Annotated in this window: 9 protein-coding genes; 5 read left to right on the plus strand and 4 right to left on the minus strand. The window is 62.7% G+C overall.

All coding sequences use genetic code 11. The features are described 5' to 3' along the window. The first annotated feature begins 69 nt into the window (after nt 1-69). Entirely contained in the window at nt 70-1,080 is a 1,011-nt protein-coding gene (zipA, locus tag IHE46_RS05925; protein ID WP_192163673.1) for a cell division protein ZipA, read from the plus strand. Nucleotides 1,081-1,248: 168 nt separating this feature from the next. Here the strand turns inward: zipA and IHE46_RS05930 are convergent, their stop codons facing one another. Beyond that, entirely contained in the window at nt 1,249-2,508 is a 1,260-nt protein-coding gene (locus IHE46_RS05930; protein WP_192163674.1) for a hypothetical protein, read from the minus strand. Nucleotides 2,509-2,603: 95 nt separating this feature from the next. Here IHE46_RS05930 and IHE46_RS05935 point away from each other — a divergent pair, with 95 nt between their 5' ends. Next, nucleotides 2,604-3,524, plus strand: coding sequence for a LysR family transcriptional regulator (locus tag IHE46_RS05935; RefSeq protein WP_192163675.1), 921 nt, complete (start codon nt 2,604-2,606; stop codon nt 3,522-3,524). A 625-nt stretch (nt 3,525-4,149) separates the two neighbouring features. Continuing rightward, complete coding sequence (locus IHE46_RS05940; protein ID WP_192163676.1) at nt 4,150-7,164, plus strand: TonB-dependent receptor; 3,015 nt, start codon at nt 4,150-4,152, stop codon at nt 7,162-7,164. Between the two features lie 281 nt (nt 7,165-7,445). On the opposite strand, the gene IHE46_RS05945 is transcribed toward IHE46_RS05940, so the two are convergent. The 3 genes from IHE46_RS05945 to IHE46_RS05955 are packed head-to-tail and all read right to left on the minus strand — an operon-like array spanning nt 7,446 to nt 13,173. Beyond that, complete coding sequence (locus IHE46_RS05945) at nt 7,446-10,568, minus strand: CusA/CzcA family heavy metal efflux RND transporter (RefSeq protein ID WP_225562808.1); 3,123 nt, start codon at nt 10,566-10,568, stop codon at nt 7,446-7,448. Beyond that, nucleotides 10,565-11,728 (minus strand): efflux RND transporter periplasmic adaptor subunit, encoded by a 1,164-nt coding sequence (locus IHE46_RS05950; protein ID WP_192163677.1) that lies wholly within the window; start codon nt 11,726-11,728, stop codon nt 10,565-10,567. Before IHE46_RS05950 ends, IHE46_RS05945 begins: the two co-directional genes overlap by 4 nt. 2 nt (nt 11,729-11,730) lie before the next feature. Next, on the minus strand, nt 11,731-13,173 hold the full coding sequence (locus IHE46_RS05955; RefSeq protein ID WP_192163775.1) for an efflux transporter outer membrane subunit: 1,443 nt from the start codon (nt 13,171-13,173) through the stop codon (nt 11,731-11,733). 752 nt (nt 13,174-13,925) lie between these two features. Between IHE46_RS05955 and IHE46_RS05960 the strand changes: the two genes are divergently transcribed. Both IHE46_RS05960 and IHE46_RS05965 read left to right on the plus strand, forming a co-directional pair. Beyond that, nucleotides 13,926-14,450, plus strand: coding sequence for a spore coat U domain-containing protein (locus tag IHE46_RS05960; protein WP_192163678.1), 525 nt, complete (start codon nt 13,926-13,928; stop codon nt 14,448-14,450). 45 nt (nt 14,451-14,495) lie between these two features. Beyond that, complete coding sequence (locus tag IHE46_RS05965) at nt 14,496-15,185, plus strand: molecular chaperone (protein WP_225562855.1); 690 nt, start codon at nt 14,496-14,498, stop codon at nt 15,183-15,185. Nucleotides 15,186-15,207: the final 22 nt, after the last annotated feature.

Consider the following 15,207-nt stretch of genomic DNA (forward strand, 5'->3'; position numbering starts at 1 on the left):
ACGTGTTGAACCGAGGAAGCGCGTTCGCGGCCGCGACCTGCGGCAGACGAACCAAATGAGGAAACGACGATGACGCTGCAACCTGTGCTTGCCTTTGCCTGGAATCCGGCGGTCGGTATCCCGATGCTGATCGTAGGCGCAGTCCTGCTTGGCCTGATCTGGCTGTTCGGCCAGCCGAAGAAGGAGCAGCAGGGTAAGCGGCGCGCGCCGGCCGGGCAGGGCGTCAGCAGCGAACGCGAACGCCGCGAACCCACACTGGGTGGGGAAGGGGGCGAAAACGACAGCAGCATGGACGGCCTTTCGTTCAGCGCGACCGGTGATGCGGCGCACTTCGAAGAAACGGCGCAACCCAAGCAGGGCGAACTCGACGTCGGCCTGCGCGAGGAACTCGAACGTCTTGGTGCCACGCTTTCCGGGGAGCGCAGCGCTAGCCTGTCGCGCAGCAAGCTGGCAGGCCAGGCCGCTTCCATTGTCGATGCGCTGCGCGCGCCTTCGGCGCCGGATCAGCCAAGCTCGACTGCGCCGGTCGCCGCTCCTGCACCGTCCCCAGCGCCAGCCGCCACTCCTGCGTCTGCGCCGCTGCCGAACCGCTTGCCACCGCGTTCCGACCTCGGCCGCCGTCCTGCGCAAATGCCGGTGGAGCGCATCGTCACCCTATTCGTGGTGGCGCGCGAAGGTGCCAGCTTCCACGGCTCCGACCTGATCGTGGCTGCCGAGAAGGCCGGGCTCGAGTTCGGCGATATGGGCATCTATCATCGCCTCGTCGACGGCAAGCGTGAGCTCGGGCCCATCTTCAGCGTCGCCAACATGCTCAAGCCCGGCAGTTTCGACCTCGCCCGGCTCGATGCCTTGCGCACTCCTGGACTAAGCTTCTTCATGACGCTGCCGGCGCCTCTGCCTGCGCTGGATGCCTGGGACACCATGCTGCCTACCGCGCAGCGCTTGGCTGAATTGCTGGATGGGCAGGTGCTGGACGAGGAGCGCAACGCCCTCGGCCGTCAACGCATTGCCCATATCCGCGACGAACTGCGCGGATGGGATCGTGACCACGAGGGTCAGGAAATTCATCTCCGACGCTGAACATCGGAGGCTGGTGCACCGATTGCGATAGGGCAGGTCAACTCCACCCGATCATGACGATCTCGACGCGCTGATCCGGCGCGAGTCAGGCGATCAGGGCGGTGCGGTCGTCCTGGCTGCAGTCGGTGGTCACCGGGGCCACTCGCGTTGTCATGAGCTGATGCGTACTCAGAGGATGTCGAAGCCGCCTCCAGCCGCGACCAGGCCGCCGCTGATGCGGAGAGACTCGACGTTTCCATGCAACTCAAGCGGGTTGATGCCGGAGCCATGCGTGATTAAGCCGCCTGCGATCTCCACCTCTCGCGCCGAACCGCCTGGTTTGACGCTCAGTGCGATGGCCGACAAGGTGACCACGACGCCTTTGACCAGCGAGTCGCCGGTTCCGCCATAGGTTTCGATGCCACGGCGTACTGCGATCCGGCCCACCGGTTGGCTGATCTGGATGCCGACGGCACCATCGGCGTGGGTGACCACGCGTTCGAATTCCGCCGATTGTACGGTCCCTGTGTATACGTTGAACCCGCGTGCGCCTTTGCCGAAGGTTTCGATGGGTGCGTTAACCTGCAGCTGGTTGACCGTGCCGAAGTTGACGAAACCGATGCCGCTTGAGCCGTACGAGGTGATCGCATCCTCGGCGATCCAGTGATCCACGGTGCCCCAGTTGTCCAGCACCATGTCATTGGGGCCATAGGTGGTCACGGGACCATGGTTGTGCACGTTCTCCACGAACGCACCGTAGACAGTGAATACGCCGCCGGAGATGCGATCCGGAGTGCCCGGCGGTATGCCGCCGTCGCTGTAGATGGCATCGGTCTCGAGCCGGCGCGCCACCAGCCGACCTCCCGTATCACCCGCGCCACTGACGAAGATGCCGCTGCCGCGGACCGGAGCACCGGCGCGGCCTGCCGATAGGCCTGTCAGATCGGCGGTGATCGTTACCCCGGAATCCGCTTGTTGATTCCAGAGCGTAAAGGCACCCTGGATGACTTCGACGCCATAGCCTTTGGGGCGATCCGCATAACCGCGGGCATCCGCGGACATGATGTGAATGTTGTGGGCCTCGACGTGACCGCCACGCACTCGTTCACGGACAAGCAACTGCACTACTCCCGTGATCCCCAGATTCCAAAGCACCAGACGGCCGAGATGCTCGACGCCGCTGTCAATGAAAATGGCGCGCCGATCGGGGGAGGTTGTCAGTTTGATGTTCTCCACCCGGTTGTCGGCCGAGAGCTGCACGCCGTCCTGATCGGCTGCGAACTGTATCGACGCTTGCGGATCACTTCCGCTCAATGTCTGGCCGGGTGAGAGACGCACGGCCGGCACGTCGGTCAATTTCGCTGCGACCACGATATGCGCCACCGATGCATCGCCAGTGGCGGCAAGCAGTTCGCTGTTCGTGGAAACCAGGCGCCGTTCGGTATTCATGGATTTTTCCAGGGATAGGGCATGTCCAGCCTAGGACAGGAAAACCATGCCAGGAAGAGATAAAATCTCGATTATCTCCATCTGGATAACGGATCATGTTGGATGCCCTAAACCTGGACCAGCTACGTATGTTTGTGGCCATTGCCGACCAGGGCAGCTTCTCTGCGGCGGCACGCAAGCTGCACCGGGCGCAATCGGCGGTGAGCAACGCCATCGCCAACCTGGAGACTGCATTGGGCGTCACGTTGTTCGACCGCACGAGCTGGAAACCCGTCATGACCACTCATGGGCGCGCGCTCCTGGTGGACGCGCGCGCCGTGCTTGCCCGCGCGGATCAGTTCAAGGCGCGCGCATTGGGGTTGACGCAAGGACTGGAGGCCGAGCTTTCGGTCGCTTTGGATGTGATGTTTCCGACGGCGCAGCTGGTGGAACTGGTCACGAGCTTCCAGCAGGCATTCCCCGGCGTGGCCCTTCGCCTAAGCGTCGAGGTGCTCGGCGGGGTGCCGGAACGAGTGATCGCGGGCGGTTACGATCTTGGCGTCCAAGGTTCTCTGCCGGATATCGCCCCTGAGTTGATTGGCCATTCGTTGCCGGAGATCCCGCTTGTGCCGGTCGCGGCGTCCATCTATCCGTTGGCTCAGCAATCGAAGGTCGTAACCGATGTGTTGCGGGAGCACACGCAGATCGTGCTGACCGATCACAGCGGACGAACGGATGGCCGCACTTTTTCCGTCTTTTCGAATCGCAGGATCCTTACCGCCGATCTGGGTTCGAAGCGCGCAATGTTGCTTGCCGGGCTCGGTTGGGGGTTCATGCCGCGCAGCTTCGTTGAGGCGGATCTGGGTAGCGGGCAATTGGTTGAACTGGATCTGGCAGAGCGGCAACCGCGCAGCCGGAGCATGCCGTTGTTTGCCATCTATCGACGCAGCGACCCGCTGGGGCCTGCTGGTCTGTGGGTACTGAACAAACTGCTGTCGACCGCCAAGGCGCCAGCGAGCGGGCGGCGAAGAAACTAGACGGTAGATCCATGCCGGTCGAGTGAGTTGATCCTCGATCTGCTCGTCAGATTAGATCATTGATTAGATCGCTTCCTTTATTTATCGATGGACAACATCGTTTGGCCCGAGCGCACTTTTGCGTCACGGAATAAGGCAGCGCGTATCAATCATTGTGCGGACTTCGGCGCAAAAAATATGGATTAACCACTTTGTGCTGCATTCCGCATCTTCAATGCAGCATCCCGTCGCGACAAGTCAATTAATCGTGACTTATCGTTTTCGACGTGGGGAGTGGAAGTTGAACTGGTTTTCCGTGGCGATCAAAGCCGCCGAGAACGAAACCGCAGTTGCTGCGTATTAGTTTGCTTTGGATCCAATAATCCGTTTCTTTCGGATGCCTTGACCTATGCCGTTGTGGCATGGGGCGACCTGTTGCGCATACGAAAGAACTCAGCATTTCACCGGGGAGTTTCCAGAACTTATGAATGCCATGAGATTCAATAGGACTGCATGCATTTCGGCATGGCGTCGCACAGCCTTGGCTGTCGCTGTCGTTGCCGCTACAGGCGTGACAAGCCAGGTGCTGGCGCAGGCTACTACCGGCACGATTTTCGGCGCTGCGCCGATATCGTCTGGTGAGGCTGTGCAGATCGTCGGCGGTGCTGGTTTCAACCGCACCATTCCGGTCGACAGTTCGGGACATTACTCGGTCACCGTGCCAGTGGGCACCTATACGGTCAGCCTGTTGCAGGCTGGCAACGTGGTTCAGTCGCACGACAATGTCAGCCCGGCTGCCGGTGGTGCATCCGAGGCCGATTTCGCGAGCGGCAAGGACACCAGCACGCTGAGTACGGTGTCTGTGACAGCGGACGCGCTACCCCCGATCGACGTGACCTCCACCACGCAGAACACCACCATCACGGCCAAGCAGTTGACCGAACTGCCAGTGGCGCGCAACTCCGCGGCCATCGCCCTGCTGGCGCCGGGCACCATCGCAGGCTCGGAGTATTGGAGCGGCCCCACGGGTGAGCCGGTGATTTCGGTCAACGGCGCGTCCATCGTCGAGAACGCGTACTACATCAACGGCTTCAACACTTCCGATCCGCTCAGCAACACCGGCGGCATCACGTTGCCTTATGGCTCCATCGATCAGCAGCAAACGCTGACGAGCGGCTACGGGGCGATGTACGGTCGCTCGGCCGGCGGCGTGATCAGCCAGATCGGCAAGAGCGGCACCAATGACTGGCACTTCGGTGGTCAGGTGTTATGGCAGCCGGAGTTCTTTCAGGGTTCCATCGACAACCTCTATTACGCCAACCCGAACAACATCTACCCCTATCAGAAGCCAGGGCAGATCTACGGGTACTATCGCCGCAACAGCAACTGGAACACGGTGTACGACGCCTACATTGGCGGCCCGCTGATCAAGGACAAGCTGTTTATGTTCGTTTCGTACGAGGCGGACAAGTCACAAGGTCACGGCGTCGGCGCGCTCAGTTATCCGGGCACCCCGAGTACCGTGAGCTACTCGAAGGACAGTGACCCGAAGCTTTACGCCAAGTTGGACTGGGACATCAACCCCAGCAACATCCTGTCGTTCACGGGCGTTCGCAATCAGACCTCCAACGATCCGTCGCAGACCTATGTCTACGATTACGGCACGCATACCAATGGCGCATTCCTGTATCAGGGCTGGCGCTACAAGACCACGTTCGACGTCGGCATCCTGAAGTACACCTCCTACATCACCGACAACCTGACGTTGAACGCCATGTTCGGCAAGATGACTGGCGAGTATTACTACCAGGTTCCGGCGGCTTCGCCGGAGGCGTCGTATGGGATGACCTTGCCGGCGATCTACAGCATCAACGAGGAAAACCCGGCCTTCCTGCCGCCCAGCGGCACGCCTTACGAAAACCTCTACGGCATCGGCAGCCAGAGCAACCCCAAGCACAGCTCCGAAGTGCGCAACCTGCGCATCGACCTCGACTGGAAGCTGGGCAACCACGAACTCCTGTTCGGCATCGACAACGACGACGATGCCGACAAGAAGGACGGTTCCATCACGGGCGGTCCCGGCTACACGTGGACCTACTATGCCTATCAGCCCGGCGCGAATGCCCTGAACGCCAACGGCTACTTTGTGGGACCAGGCACGCCTTGCACCATCCAGGGCCTGGCGCGCAGCTGCTTCGTGGTCAAAGGGACGTACTCGCAGGATTCCACCGTGTCCGTGAAGCAGCGTGCGCAGTACATCCAGGACAACTGGCAGGTCACGCCCAACCTGTTGCTGAACATCGGCCTGCGCAACGACCAATTCACCAACTACAACCCCGTTGGCGGGGCGTTCCTGCGCCTCACCAAGCCGCAGTGGGCGCCGCGCCTCGGTGTCAGTTGGGACGTGTTCGGCGACTCGACCATGAAGGTGTACGGCAACGCCGGCCGCTACTACCTCGCCATGCCCACGTCGGTGGCGCTGACCATGGGCGGCGCTCCACTGTCGACGCAACAGTATTACCTCTACGACGGCATCGGCCCCACCGGCATACCACTGTGGAATGGCTCGCCGACAACCCAGCAAATCACCCCCAGTACTCTCCCGGGCGGCATCTATTACCCCAACGGATGGAACGGCCAGATGGCCAACCCCAAAACGGCCGATGCGCAGAGCCTCAAGGCCGAGTATGTGGACCAGTTCGTGCTGGGCTTACAGCAGCAGTTCCACATGCTCGACCAGAGCTGGGTGTATGGCGTGAGCGGTACCGTGAACCGCATGGGCCGCGCCATCGACGACTGGGACAGCGGCCAGAACGTGCAGGATTTGCCTATCGTGCTGCAGGCGGCCGCTGCACAAGGTGTTGCCGCCAGCAGCAACCCGGCTGACTACGTCGGCACCGTTCTGATCAATCCTGGCGTTGCCAACACGATTACCGTGCCGAACGGCAGCGGCGGCTACAGCCAGGTGAAGATTCCGTGGGCCGATTTCCGGATGCCGCAGCTCAAGCGCCGCTACTACGCGCTGGACATGTACCTGGAGCATCCGTTCGACGGCAAGTGGTGGGGCAAGATCGACTACACCTTCGCACGCAGCTACGGCAACTACGAGGGCCCGACATCGACCACGACTTTCAGAGGCGGATCGTCGCAGTCGGCCACCGCTGCTTGGGATTTTTCGCAGATCATGCAATACGCCAACGGCGATCAGGCCAACAGCCAGCGTCATCACTTGCGCATCTACGGCTCGTACCAGATCACGCCGGAATGGAGCACGGGCGGCACCTACGACATTGCCTCCGGTACGCCGCTGACCTGCCTCGGCTACTACGGCCCGCTCTCCGGTTACGGCACCTCCGCTGACGATCCGGGCGGTTACGGCAGCAGCTACCACTGGTGCAACGGCGTTCCTTCGCCGCCGGGAGCCAATGGCAACACGCCGTGGACGCACCAGTTGAACCTACAAATGGATTACCGCCCGGCCTTCGCCGACCACAAGCTGGACTTTCAGTTGCAGGTACACAACGTGTTCAACGAGCAGAAGGCCGTGCAGATGCAATCCGCATACAGCTGGGGGCCAGGCGTGCCCAACCCGTGGTACCTCATGCCTTACCGGCTGGAATCCCCGCGTTGGGTGCAACTGGGTGTGACCTACGACTACTGATCGAAATCGACGCTGAGCGGTGCACGAACGGAAACGGAATTTCCGTAGCATGACGCAAATTTCCCCATCGGCCACCCCTTGCGGGTGGCTTTTTTTCTCTCGCACAACGACCAACAGTCGAAGCAGCCGTTGGCGCCGATGTCCCCGGAAAGTCGGCGCGCGGAAGCTTGGCAAACTATGCATGTGCCTTTGCAGCACAATGCATAGGTGTTTTCGCGAAAGCACGCAACGAAGCATCGCTGAGCCTCCAGCTCATTTGCTCGCGCGATCTCGTCAGGTTGTCATACCTGCAGGCGGTCGTCCTTGCGTGCCACGAGGCTGTACAGCGCGGGCATCAGGAAGATGCTGATCGCCAGCCGCGTGAACAGCCCGCTGACGATCACCAGTGCGAACGGCTTCTGTGTATCGGTGCCGACGCCGACCGCGATGGCGGCCGGCAGCAGGCCCAGCGCGGCCACCAGCGCCGTCATCATGATCGGACGTAGGCGCAGGACCGCGCCTTCCCGAATGGCCTCGCCGATCGGCGTGCCGTTCAATCGCAGTTCGTTGACGTAGGAGATGTAGACGACGGCGGTCTGCACTGACACGCCGAACAGCGCGAGGAACCCGATGCCGGATGAAACCGAGAACGGCGTATGCGTGACCCAGAGCGCGACGATGCCGCCGACCGGCGCCGACAGCAGGACGCCCAGCACGGTGATCAGCGGGAATTTGAAGTTTCCGTACAGCGCGAACAGCAGCAGGAAGATAACCGCCAGCGTGAGCGGCAGCACGAGATTCAGCTGCCTGTGCGAAGCCGTGTATTCCTTGTACTCGCCGCCCCAGTCGAGGCGATAGCCTTGCGGCAGCTTCACTTGCTTCGAGACTTGCGCCATCGCGTCTTCCACGGCACCGGCAAGGTCGCGACCTTGCACCGAGAACTGCACGCCGATGTAGCGCGAATCGTTTTCGCGGTAAATGAAGGATGCGCCGTTCTCGACCGTGATGCTGGCGAATTCCTTCAATGGAATCTCCTGGCCACCCGGTGTGGCAACCGGGATGTCGCCGATCTGCTGCGGGTTGTTGCGGTACTGCGGCAACAGGCGCACCACCAGGTCGAACTGCTTCTCGCCTTGCACCACCTCGGTCGCGACGTCGCCGCCGACCGCGGCATTGATGAGGCTGTTGATGTCGTCGACGTTGATGCCGTAGCGGGCGGTCTTGGCGCGGTCGATCTTGATCGCGAGATTGGGTTGGCCCAGTTCGTGCACCAGCGTCACGTCCGTGATGCCGCGTACTTTCTCCATCGCCGCCTTGATCTGTTTGCCTTTCTCCTGCAGCGTCCGCAGGTCCGATCCGTATACCTTCACGGCCAGCGCACTCTTCAAGCCCGTCTCGGCTTCGTCCACCGCATCCTCGGCGGGCTGGGTGTAGTTGAACTGGATGCCGGGGAATTTCTGCAGCTTCGCGTCGATCGCGTCGATTAGCGCCTGCTTGTCGCGGTAGGCGCCGTGCCATTCCGAATACGGCTTCAGGCCCACGAAGAATTCGTCGTTGAAGAAGCCGGTGGAGTCGGTGCCATCGTCAGGGCGCGCCAGCTCCGAGGCCACCGTGGTGACGACCGGGAAGGAGCGCAGGACCTCGCGGATCTGCGGCGAAATCTTCGCGGCTTCGTCGAACGAGATGGTGTAGGGCATCGTCGCGCGTACCCACAATGCACCTTCGTCGAGTTGCGGCATGAACTCTGCGCCCATGAAAGGTACCAGCAGCAGCGACAGGCCGAGCAGCACACCCGTGGCGATCGTGATCCGCCACGGATGCGCCAGGCAGGTGTCCAACCACTTCGCATAACGCGTCTTGACGGACTCGAAGATCGCGTTGCGGCGTTCGCGCACGCCCTTGCGCATGAACCACGCACACAACACCGGCAGCAGGGTCAGCGTCACAATCAGCGAACCGACGATCGCGAAGATCATGGTGTCGGCCATCGGCTTGAACAGCGTTCCCGAAGGGCCGCTCAGCACATAGATCGGCAGGAAGCCGGCCACGATGACTCCCACCGCATAGAAGAGCGGGCGATCCACCTCGGCTGCCGCGTCGCGGACCACGGCGATGATGTCCAGCGGCTCGCCCTGGCGGAGCGCTAGCTGGCGGTAGATGTTCTCGACCATCACCACCGCGGCATCGACCAGGATGCCGAAGTCCACCGCACCGATCGAGAGCAGGTTGGCCGAGGCATTCTGCAGGTGCAGCCCGCAGAACGCGAACATCAACGCCAGCGGAATGGTGACCGCGACAATCAGGCCGGCGCGCAGGTCGTAGAGGAAGAACACCAGCACCGCGATCACCAGCAACATGCCGACCAGCAGGTTATGCCGCACGACCTCCTTGGTCTGCTGGATCAGGTCGGTAAGGTCGTAGAAGGGATGGATCCTGACGTCTTTCGGCAGGACTTCGTCGTTGAGTTCCCGGGTCTTGGCCTCGACACGCTGCAGCACGTTCTGAGTCTTCGCCCCGGTCAGCGTCAGGATCACGCCCTCGACCGCATCGTCCTGGTTCATGTAGCCGAATTCGCCAAGGCGCGGCGCAATGCCGATTTCGATCTTGCCCACGTCCTTCACCAGCACCGGCGTGCCGTTGTGCACGGCCACCACCACGTTGCCGATATCCTGCAACGTCACCATCCGCCCGAGCCCGCGCACGTAGAAGAACTGGCCGCCCTGTTGGTAGAAGCCGCCGCCGGCGTTGCTGTTGTTCGCGGTCAGCGAAGCTTCGATCTGCGTTACGCTCAGGCCGAGCGCCGCGACCTTCACGGGGTCGAGCAACACCTGGTACTGCATGTTGCCGCCGCCGAAGGCAGAGTCGTCGGCGACGCCCGGCACCGACCGGTACTGCGGCGCGATCACCCAGTCCTCCAGCGTCTTCAGCTCCATCGGCGAGCGGTCGGAACTCTGCAGCACATAGCGATAGACCAGGCCCGAAGGCGGCGACATCGGCGACAACGACGGCGTGACGCCGCTGGGCAAGGTGATGCCGGGCAGGCGGTTGTACACCTGCTGCTGCGCGAAATAATCGTCGACACCGTTGGCGTAAGTGAGGGTGACGTCCGACAGTCCGTACAGCGAGATCGAGCGTTTGGTCACCAGCCCCGGGATCGCGTTCATCCCGAGCTCTACCGGCACCGTGATCAGGCGTTCGACTTCCTCCGCCGAGTGGCCGGGCCACTGGGTGATGATTTCGGCCATCGGCGGCGACAGGTCGGGGTACGCATCCATCGGCAGGGCGTTGTAGGCCCAGATGCCGGCGGCCGTGAGCGCGAGCGAAAGCAGAGCGATCAGCAGGCGCTGCTCCAGTGCGAACGCGACGATGCGGTTGATGATGGAAGCATCGCGCTTCGGTACGTCGGGTGGGAGCGCGGCGGTCATTGGGTCTGGATGAAATTGAGGAAGATCGCGCCATCCACCACCACCTTGTCGCCGGCGTGGAGGCCCTGCGGAATCACATATCGATCATCGATCCGCGCCCCCAGTGTCACAGGCGTGCGCGCGTAGCTGCTGTCCGCCGCGACCGTGTACACGAACGGCAGGTTCTCGTCGTCGCGCAGCACCGCGGACACGGGAATCAACACGCCGGTCTGCGTGTCCAGCGACCGGATCCGTACCGATACGTACATCTGCTGCTTCAACACGCCATCCGGGTTGTCGACCGCGACGCGTGCGGTCACCGAACGCGTATTCGGGTCGACCACGTCGCCGACATTGGTGACCTTGCCCGAGATGGACTTGCCATCGGCGGTTTCGACCTCGGCAGGGGCGCCTACCTTCACTGCCCCGAAGGCACTATCGAACAGCTGTCCCATCACCCACATCTTCGAGGTATCGGCGATGGTGAAGCAGTCGGTGGTGCCCGCAGACAACAATTGCCCGGGGGTGATCGATTTGACGACTACGGTGCCGGCGATAGGCGCGCGGATGGCGCCCTGGCTGCCCGTGACCGGCTTGCCTGCCTGGAGATCGGCGATAGTCCGCGGATCGACATGCAGTCCGACCAGCGCCTGCAACGCGGCGTCGCGGTCGGAATCGGCGCCGATCGCATCGGACTGCGCCTGTGCGTATTCGTGCTGCGACACGCCCTGGTGCGCGTAGAGGTCGCGGTCGGTGGCGGCGAGCTGATCGGCGGCCTTGGCCGCGGCGAGCGCCTTGCGGTACGTGCCTACCGCAGCGGCGAAATCGGGCGAATCCACCAGTGCCAGTACCTGTCCCTGCTGCACCGTCTGTCCCAGCGTCACCGTCAGCTTCGCGACCGGGCCGGAGATCGGTGCGAGCACGTCGGTCGAGCGGTTATGGTCGAAATCCACTACGCCTGTGGTGTTGGTCATCGTCTGGTAGGACGAGGATGCGACGGTGTAGAGGTGGATGCGCTGCTGTTGCGCCTCGGTCAAGGTCACATTGTGCGGCGTCGTGTTCGTGGACTCCGGCGTCCCCGTATCGGACGAGCAAGCGCCAAGCGCGGCAGTCGCGAGCAGGATCGCGAGCGCACAGCCATGGCGCATGGAAGCAGGGAGGGGTGGGGCGGGCTTGTTCATCGTCACTGCTTGCTCAGATCGGAGTGGTGCCACCAGCCGCCACCCAGCGCCTGGTACAGCGCGGCCGAGTCGGCGAAGCGGTTGGCTTGGGCTTGCACGAGGGCGATCCTTGCCTGCTGATAGGACTGTTCGGCGTTCAGCAGCTGCAGGCCGCCGGCATAGCCATCCTTGAGTTGCCGTTGCACGAGCGCCAGCGTCAGCTTGGCGGCCTGCTCGGTCTTGGCCGTGGCCTGCAGCGCTTTCGCATCCTGGTCCAGCGCGACCAGCGTGTCGGCAACGTTCTGGAACGCCGTAAGCACGGTGCTGCGGTATTGCTCAGAGGCCTCGACATAGGCCGCCTTGGCGGCGCGTTGCTGGTGCAAGAGGGTACCGCCCTCGAAGATCGGAGCAGTGATGCCCGCGGCCACATCCCAGAAGCCGGTACCACCGGTGAAGAGCTTGGAGAACTCGAGGGCCGTGCTGCCGGTATCGGCCGTGAGCGTGATGTTCGGCAGCCGCGCCGCGGTGGCGACGCCGACCTCGGCGCTGGCAGCATGCAGGTTGGCTTGTGCCTGGCGCACGTCCGGCCGCTGCGCCACGAGTGCCGAGGGCAGGGAGAGCGGCAGGGTTTCCGGCAGCTGCAAACTGTCCAGCGTGATCTGGTCGCCGGTTGCCTGCGAAGGGAAACGACCCGCCAGTACCGCCAATTGGTCACGTTGCTGAGCCAACTGCTTTTCCAGCGGCGGCAGCGTGGCCTCGGTCTGCGCGAGCTGCGATTCCTGCGCGGCCAGGTCGATGCGGCTCGCATAGCCCTTGGCGAATTGATAGCGCAGGATGTCGAGCATCCGGGTGTTCGCGTCGACCAGTTGCCGCGTGGCGTCGACCTGCGCCTGCAGCGATGCCAGCTGGATCGCTGCCACCGCCACGTTCGAGGCCAGCGTGTTCCAGGTCGCGATCATCTGGAAGCGCGCGGCTTGTTCCTGTGCCTTGAGCGATTCGACCGAACGGCGGTTTGCGCCGAATACGTCCGGTGTGTAGGAAACCGTGAGCTGCGGGGTGTACAGGTTGTACAGGAAGGCGTTGGATTCGGGCACCGGCGCCAGCGAACCAGGCTGGCGTTGGCGGCTGGCCGACAGGTTTGCCGACACGCTGGGCAGGAAGGCGCCGCGCTGCGCCAGCATATTTTCGTGCGCCACGCGCAAGGCCGCCTGCGCGGCCTTCAGGTCATGGTTGCGCGTCAATGCCTGCTGGATCAGCGCATCGAGCGGCGCGGAGTGGAACAGCGTCCACCAGTCGCCGGGGATGTCCGCGCCCGATTCGAGATGCTGTGCCTCGCCGCCGGCCACGCCAGGCGTTGCAGCCGTCGTCGCAACGGGGTTGGGTGTATAGCCGCTGACAGCGGGCGGAGCGGGCGGCTTGAAATCCGGACCCACCGCGCAAGCCGCAAGCAGCAGCGCGGCGGCCATCGGCGCGGTGAACCGAAAGGCTTGCGCCACGGCTACGCGGATATACGGCAAGGCAACCATGACGAACCCGCACACTCCTCACGCATTGTGCAGCCAGCGGCATGGCCGCTAGAACCTGGCGAGAGACGAGCCCTGCGCCACCCCTCGTGGTTCGGCTCTGGACAATGATGCCGCGCGGGCACCTCGTGGGTGTCTTGCGCAGCCGAAAGTTCAGGGTCGGATCACGTCGTGCAACTCCCGGCCCCGGCAGGCACCTCAAGCGAGCACAAGCTGCTCAAGATATTCCTTGCCGACGGGCGCGGCAACGATGAATTTTCTTGCGCCGAGGGGCGTTCGTGGCCGGGTGGGCAGTGGGCCTGGCGCTCCTGGCATTGCCTATATGCAGGCAGGGCACTGCGCGCCCTGGAGATATACGAAGTCCCCCGGCAGGACTCCATTGAATACGGCCGAGTCGGTGGTTGCCGTTCTGCGGCGATTGACTCTTCTGTCTGCGCTGTTGCCATCGCGGCTTCGCTTCCCGGGAACAAAGGGATTCACTGCGGCTAGCGCCATCAGACAAGAAGCGCGAATGGTTGAAACCATGACGCAATCGTCTAATAGCGGCAAAGGCGGCGTCTTTTCACATGCAGTTGATTGACCTGCGAGACCTACGCCATTACAAAAAAAGAAACAGGGGACATCGCAGGGGCATCGGCATCGCGCTGAGGCCCTACGGCACATTGCCTAAGGTTTAACGACTTTGGAGAATTGCTATGACGCGACGCCTGTCCGCACGTGCTCTCGTATTCGCCCTCTCGGCGATGGCATCCTTATCCGCCTCCGCGGCGACTTATTCAAACGGCACCAGCACCGCCACATTCAACGTGACGCTCACGTTGCAGGCGAACTGCGGCATCACCGCCAATCCGTTGAACTTCGGCACGTCAGGCGTGCTGTCGACGGCCATTAACCAGCAATCGACGCTGAGTGTCACCTGCACGAACACCACGCCGTACAACGTCGGCCTTGATGCCGGTACTGTGACGGGATCTTCGGTGGCCAACCGGTTGATGGCGGGTACGGCCACCGGCAACACCGGCACTACCGTGGCCTTCGAGCTCTATCAGGACGCGGGGCACACCACCGTGTGGGGCAATACCCAGGGCACTAATACGGTGGCCGGCACGGGCAGCGGCGCTGCACAGACCATCAACGTCTACGGTCAGGTGCCAGTGCAGGCCACGACGCCCAAGCCCGACACGTACCAGACCACGATCACTGCCACAGTCTACTTCTGAGCCATGCTTCCAACGAAGCTGAGACACACCGTTCTCGCAACGGTGATGGCATCCCTGTGCGCCGTGGTGCAGGCTGCATCCCTGCAGATTTCGCCGGTGACGGTGGACATGCCGCCGGATGCGAATGCGGTCGGGATCACGCTGAGCAACCCTGGCGCCAAGCCGCTTTACGGGCAGGTGCGCGTGTTCCGCTGGGGACAGAACGATACGGGCGATACGCTGGATGCCACGCAGGATATCGCAGCCAGCCCGCCGCTGATCCAGGTTGCCCCGCACAGCGACCAACTGGTGCGGCTGGTGCGCCAATCGCACGATGCGGTGTCGACGGAACAGAGCTTCCGCGTCTTGATCGATGAGATACCGCTGCCGGACGCCGCGGCGGCGAACGGCGTAACCATCAGGCTGCGCTATTCGGTACCCATCTTCATCCATCCGAATGGCGCCATCGGCAAGCCAGAGCTGTCGTGGCAATTGCTGCGAAGTCCGCAAGGCTGGTTGCTGCGCGTATCCAATGCGGGAGATCGGCATGGGCAGATCGGAGAAGTGAAGCTGCTCGCGGCGGGCAGGACGCTGATCCTCAACAAAGGTCTGCTCGGCTATGTACTCGCCGGCCATACCCAGCAATGGAAGATCGATCTCGATCCCGGTGTCGCACTTCAAGGCCCGCTGAAGATACAAGCGAACATCAACGGGCAGTCCAGCGGTGCAGTCGCGACGGTGGCTGCACCCCATTGACGCGATGGGATGCCGGCAGCGC

The sequence above is a fragment of the Rhodanobacter sp. DHG33 genome, assembly GCF_014843005.1.
In the GTDB taxonomy this organism is placed as follows: Bacteria; Pseudomonadota; Gammaproteobacteria; order Xanthomonadales; family Rhodanobacteraceae; genus Rhodanobacter_A.

Bases quoted from the DNA above. Each gene is read 5' to 3' on its own strand.
- zipA (WP_192163673.1), top strand. From the start codon at position 70: ATGACGCTGCAACCTGTGCTTGCCTTTGCCTGGAATCCGGCGGTCGGT.
- IHE46_RS05930 (WP_192163674.1), bottom strand. From the start codon at position 2,508: ATGAATACCGAACGGCGCCTGGTTTCCACGAACAGCGAACTGCTTGCC.
- IHE46_RS05935 (WP_192163675.1), top strand. From the start codon at position 2,604: ATGTTGGATGCCCTAAACCTGGACCAGCTACGTATGTTTGTGGCCATT.
- IHE46_RS05945 (WP_225562808.1), bottom strand. From the start codon at position 10,568: ATGACCGCCGCGCTCCCACCCGACGTACCGAAGCGCGATGCTTCCATC.
- IHE46_RS05950 (WP_192163677.1), bottom strand. From the start codon at position 11,728: ATGAACAAGCCCGCCCCACCCCTCCCTGCTTCCATGCGCCATGGCTGT.
- IHE46_RS05955 (WP_192163775.1), bottom strand. From the start codon at position 13,173: ATGGCCGCCGCGCTGCTGCTTGCGGCTTGCGCGGTGGGTCCGGATTTC.
- IHE46_RS05960 (WP_192163678.1), top strand. From the start codon at position 13,926: ATGACGCGACGCCTGTCCGCACGTGCTCTCGTATTCGCCCTCTCGGCG.
- IHE46_RS05965 (WP_225562855.1), top strand. From the start codon at position 14,496: ATGGCATCCCTGTGCGCCGTGGTGCAGGCTGCATCCCTGCAGATTTCG.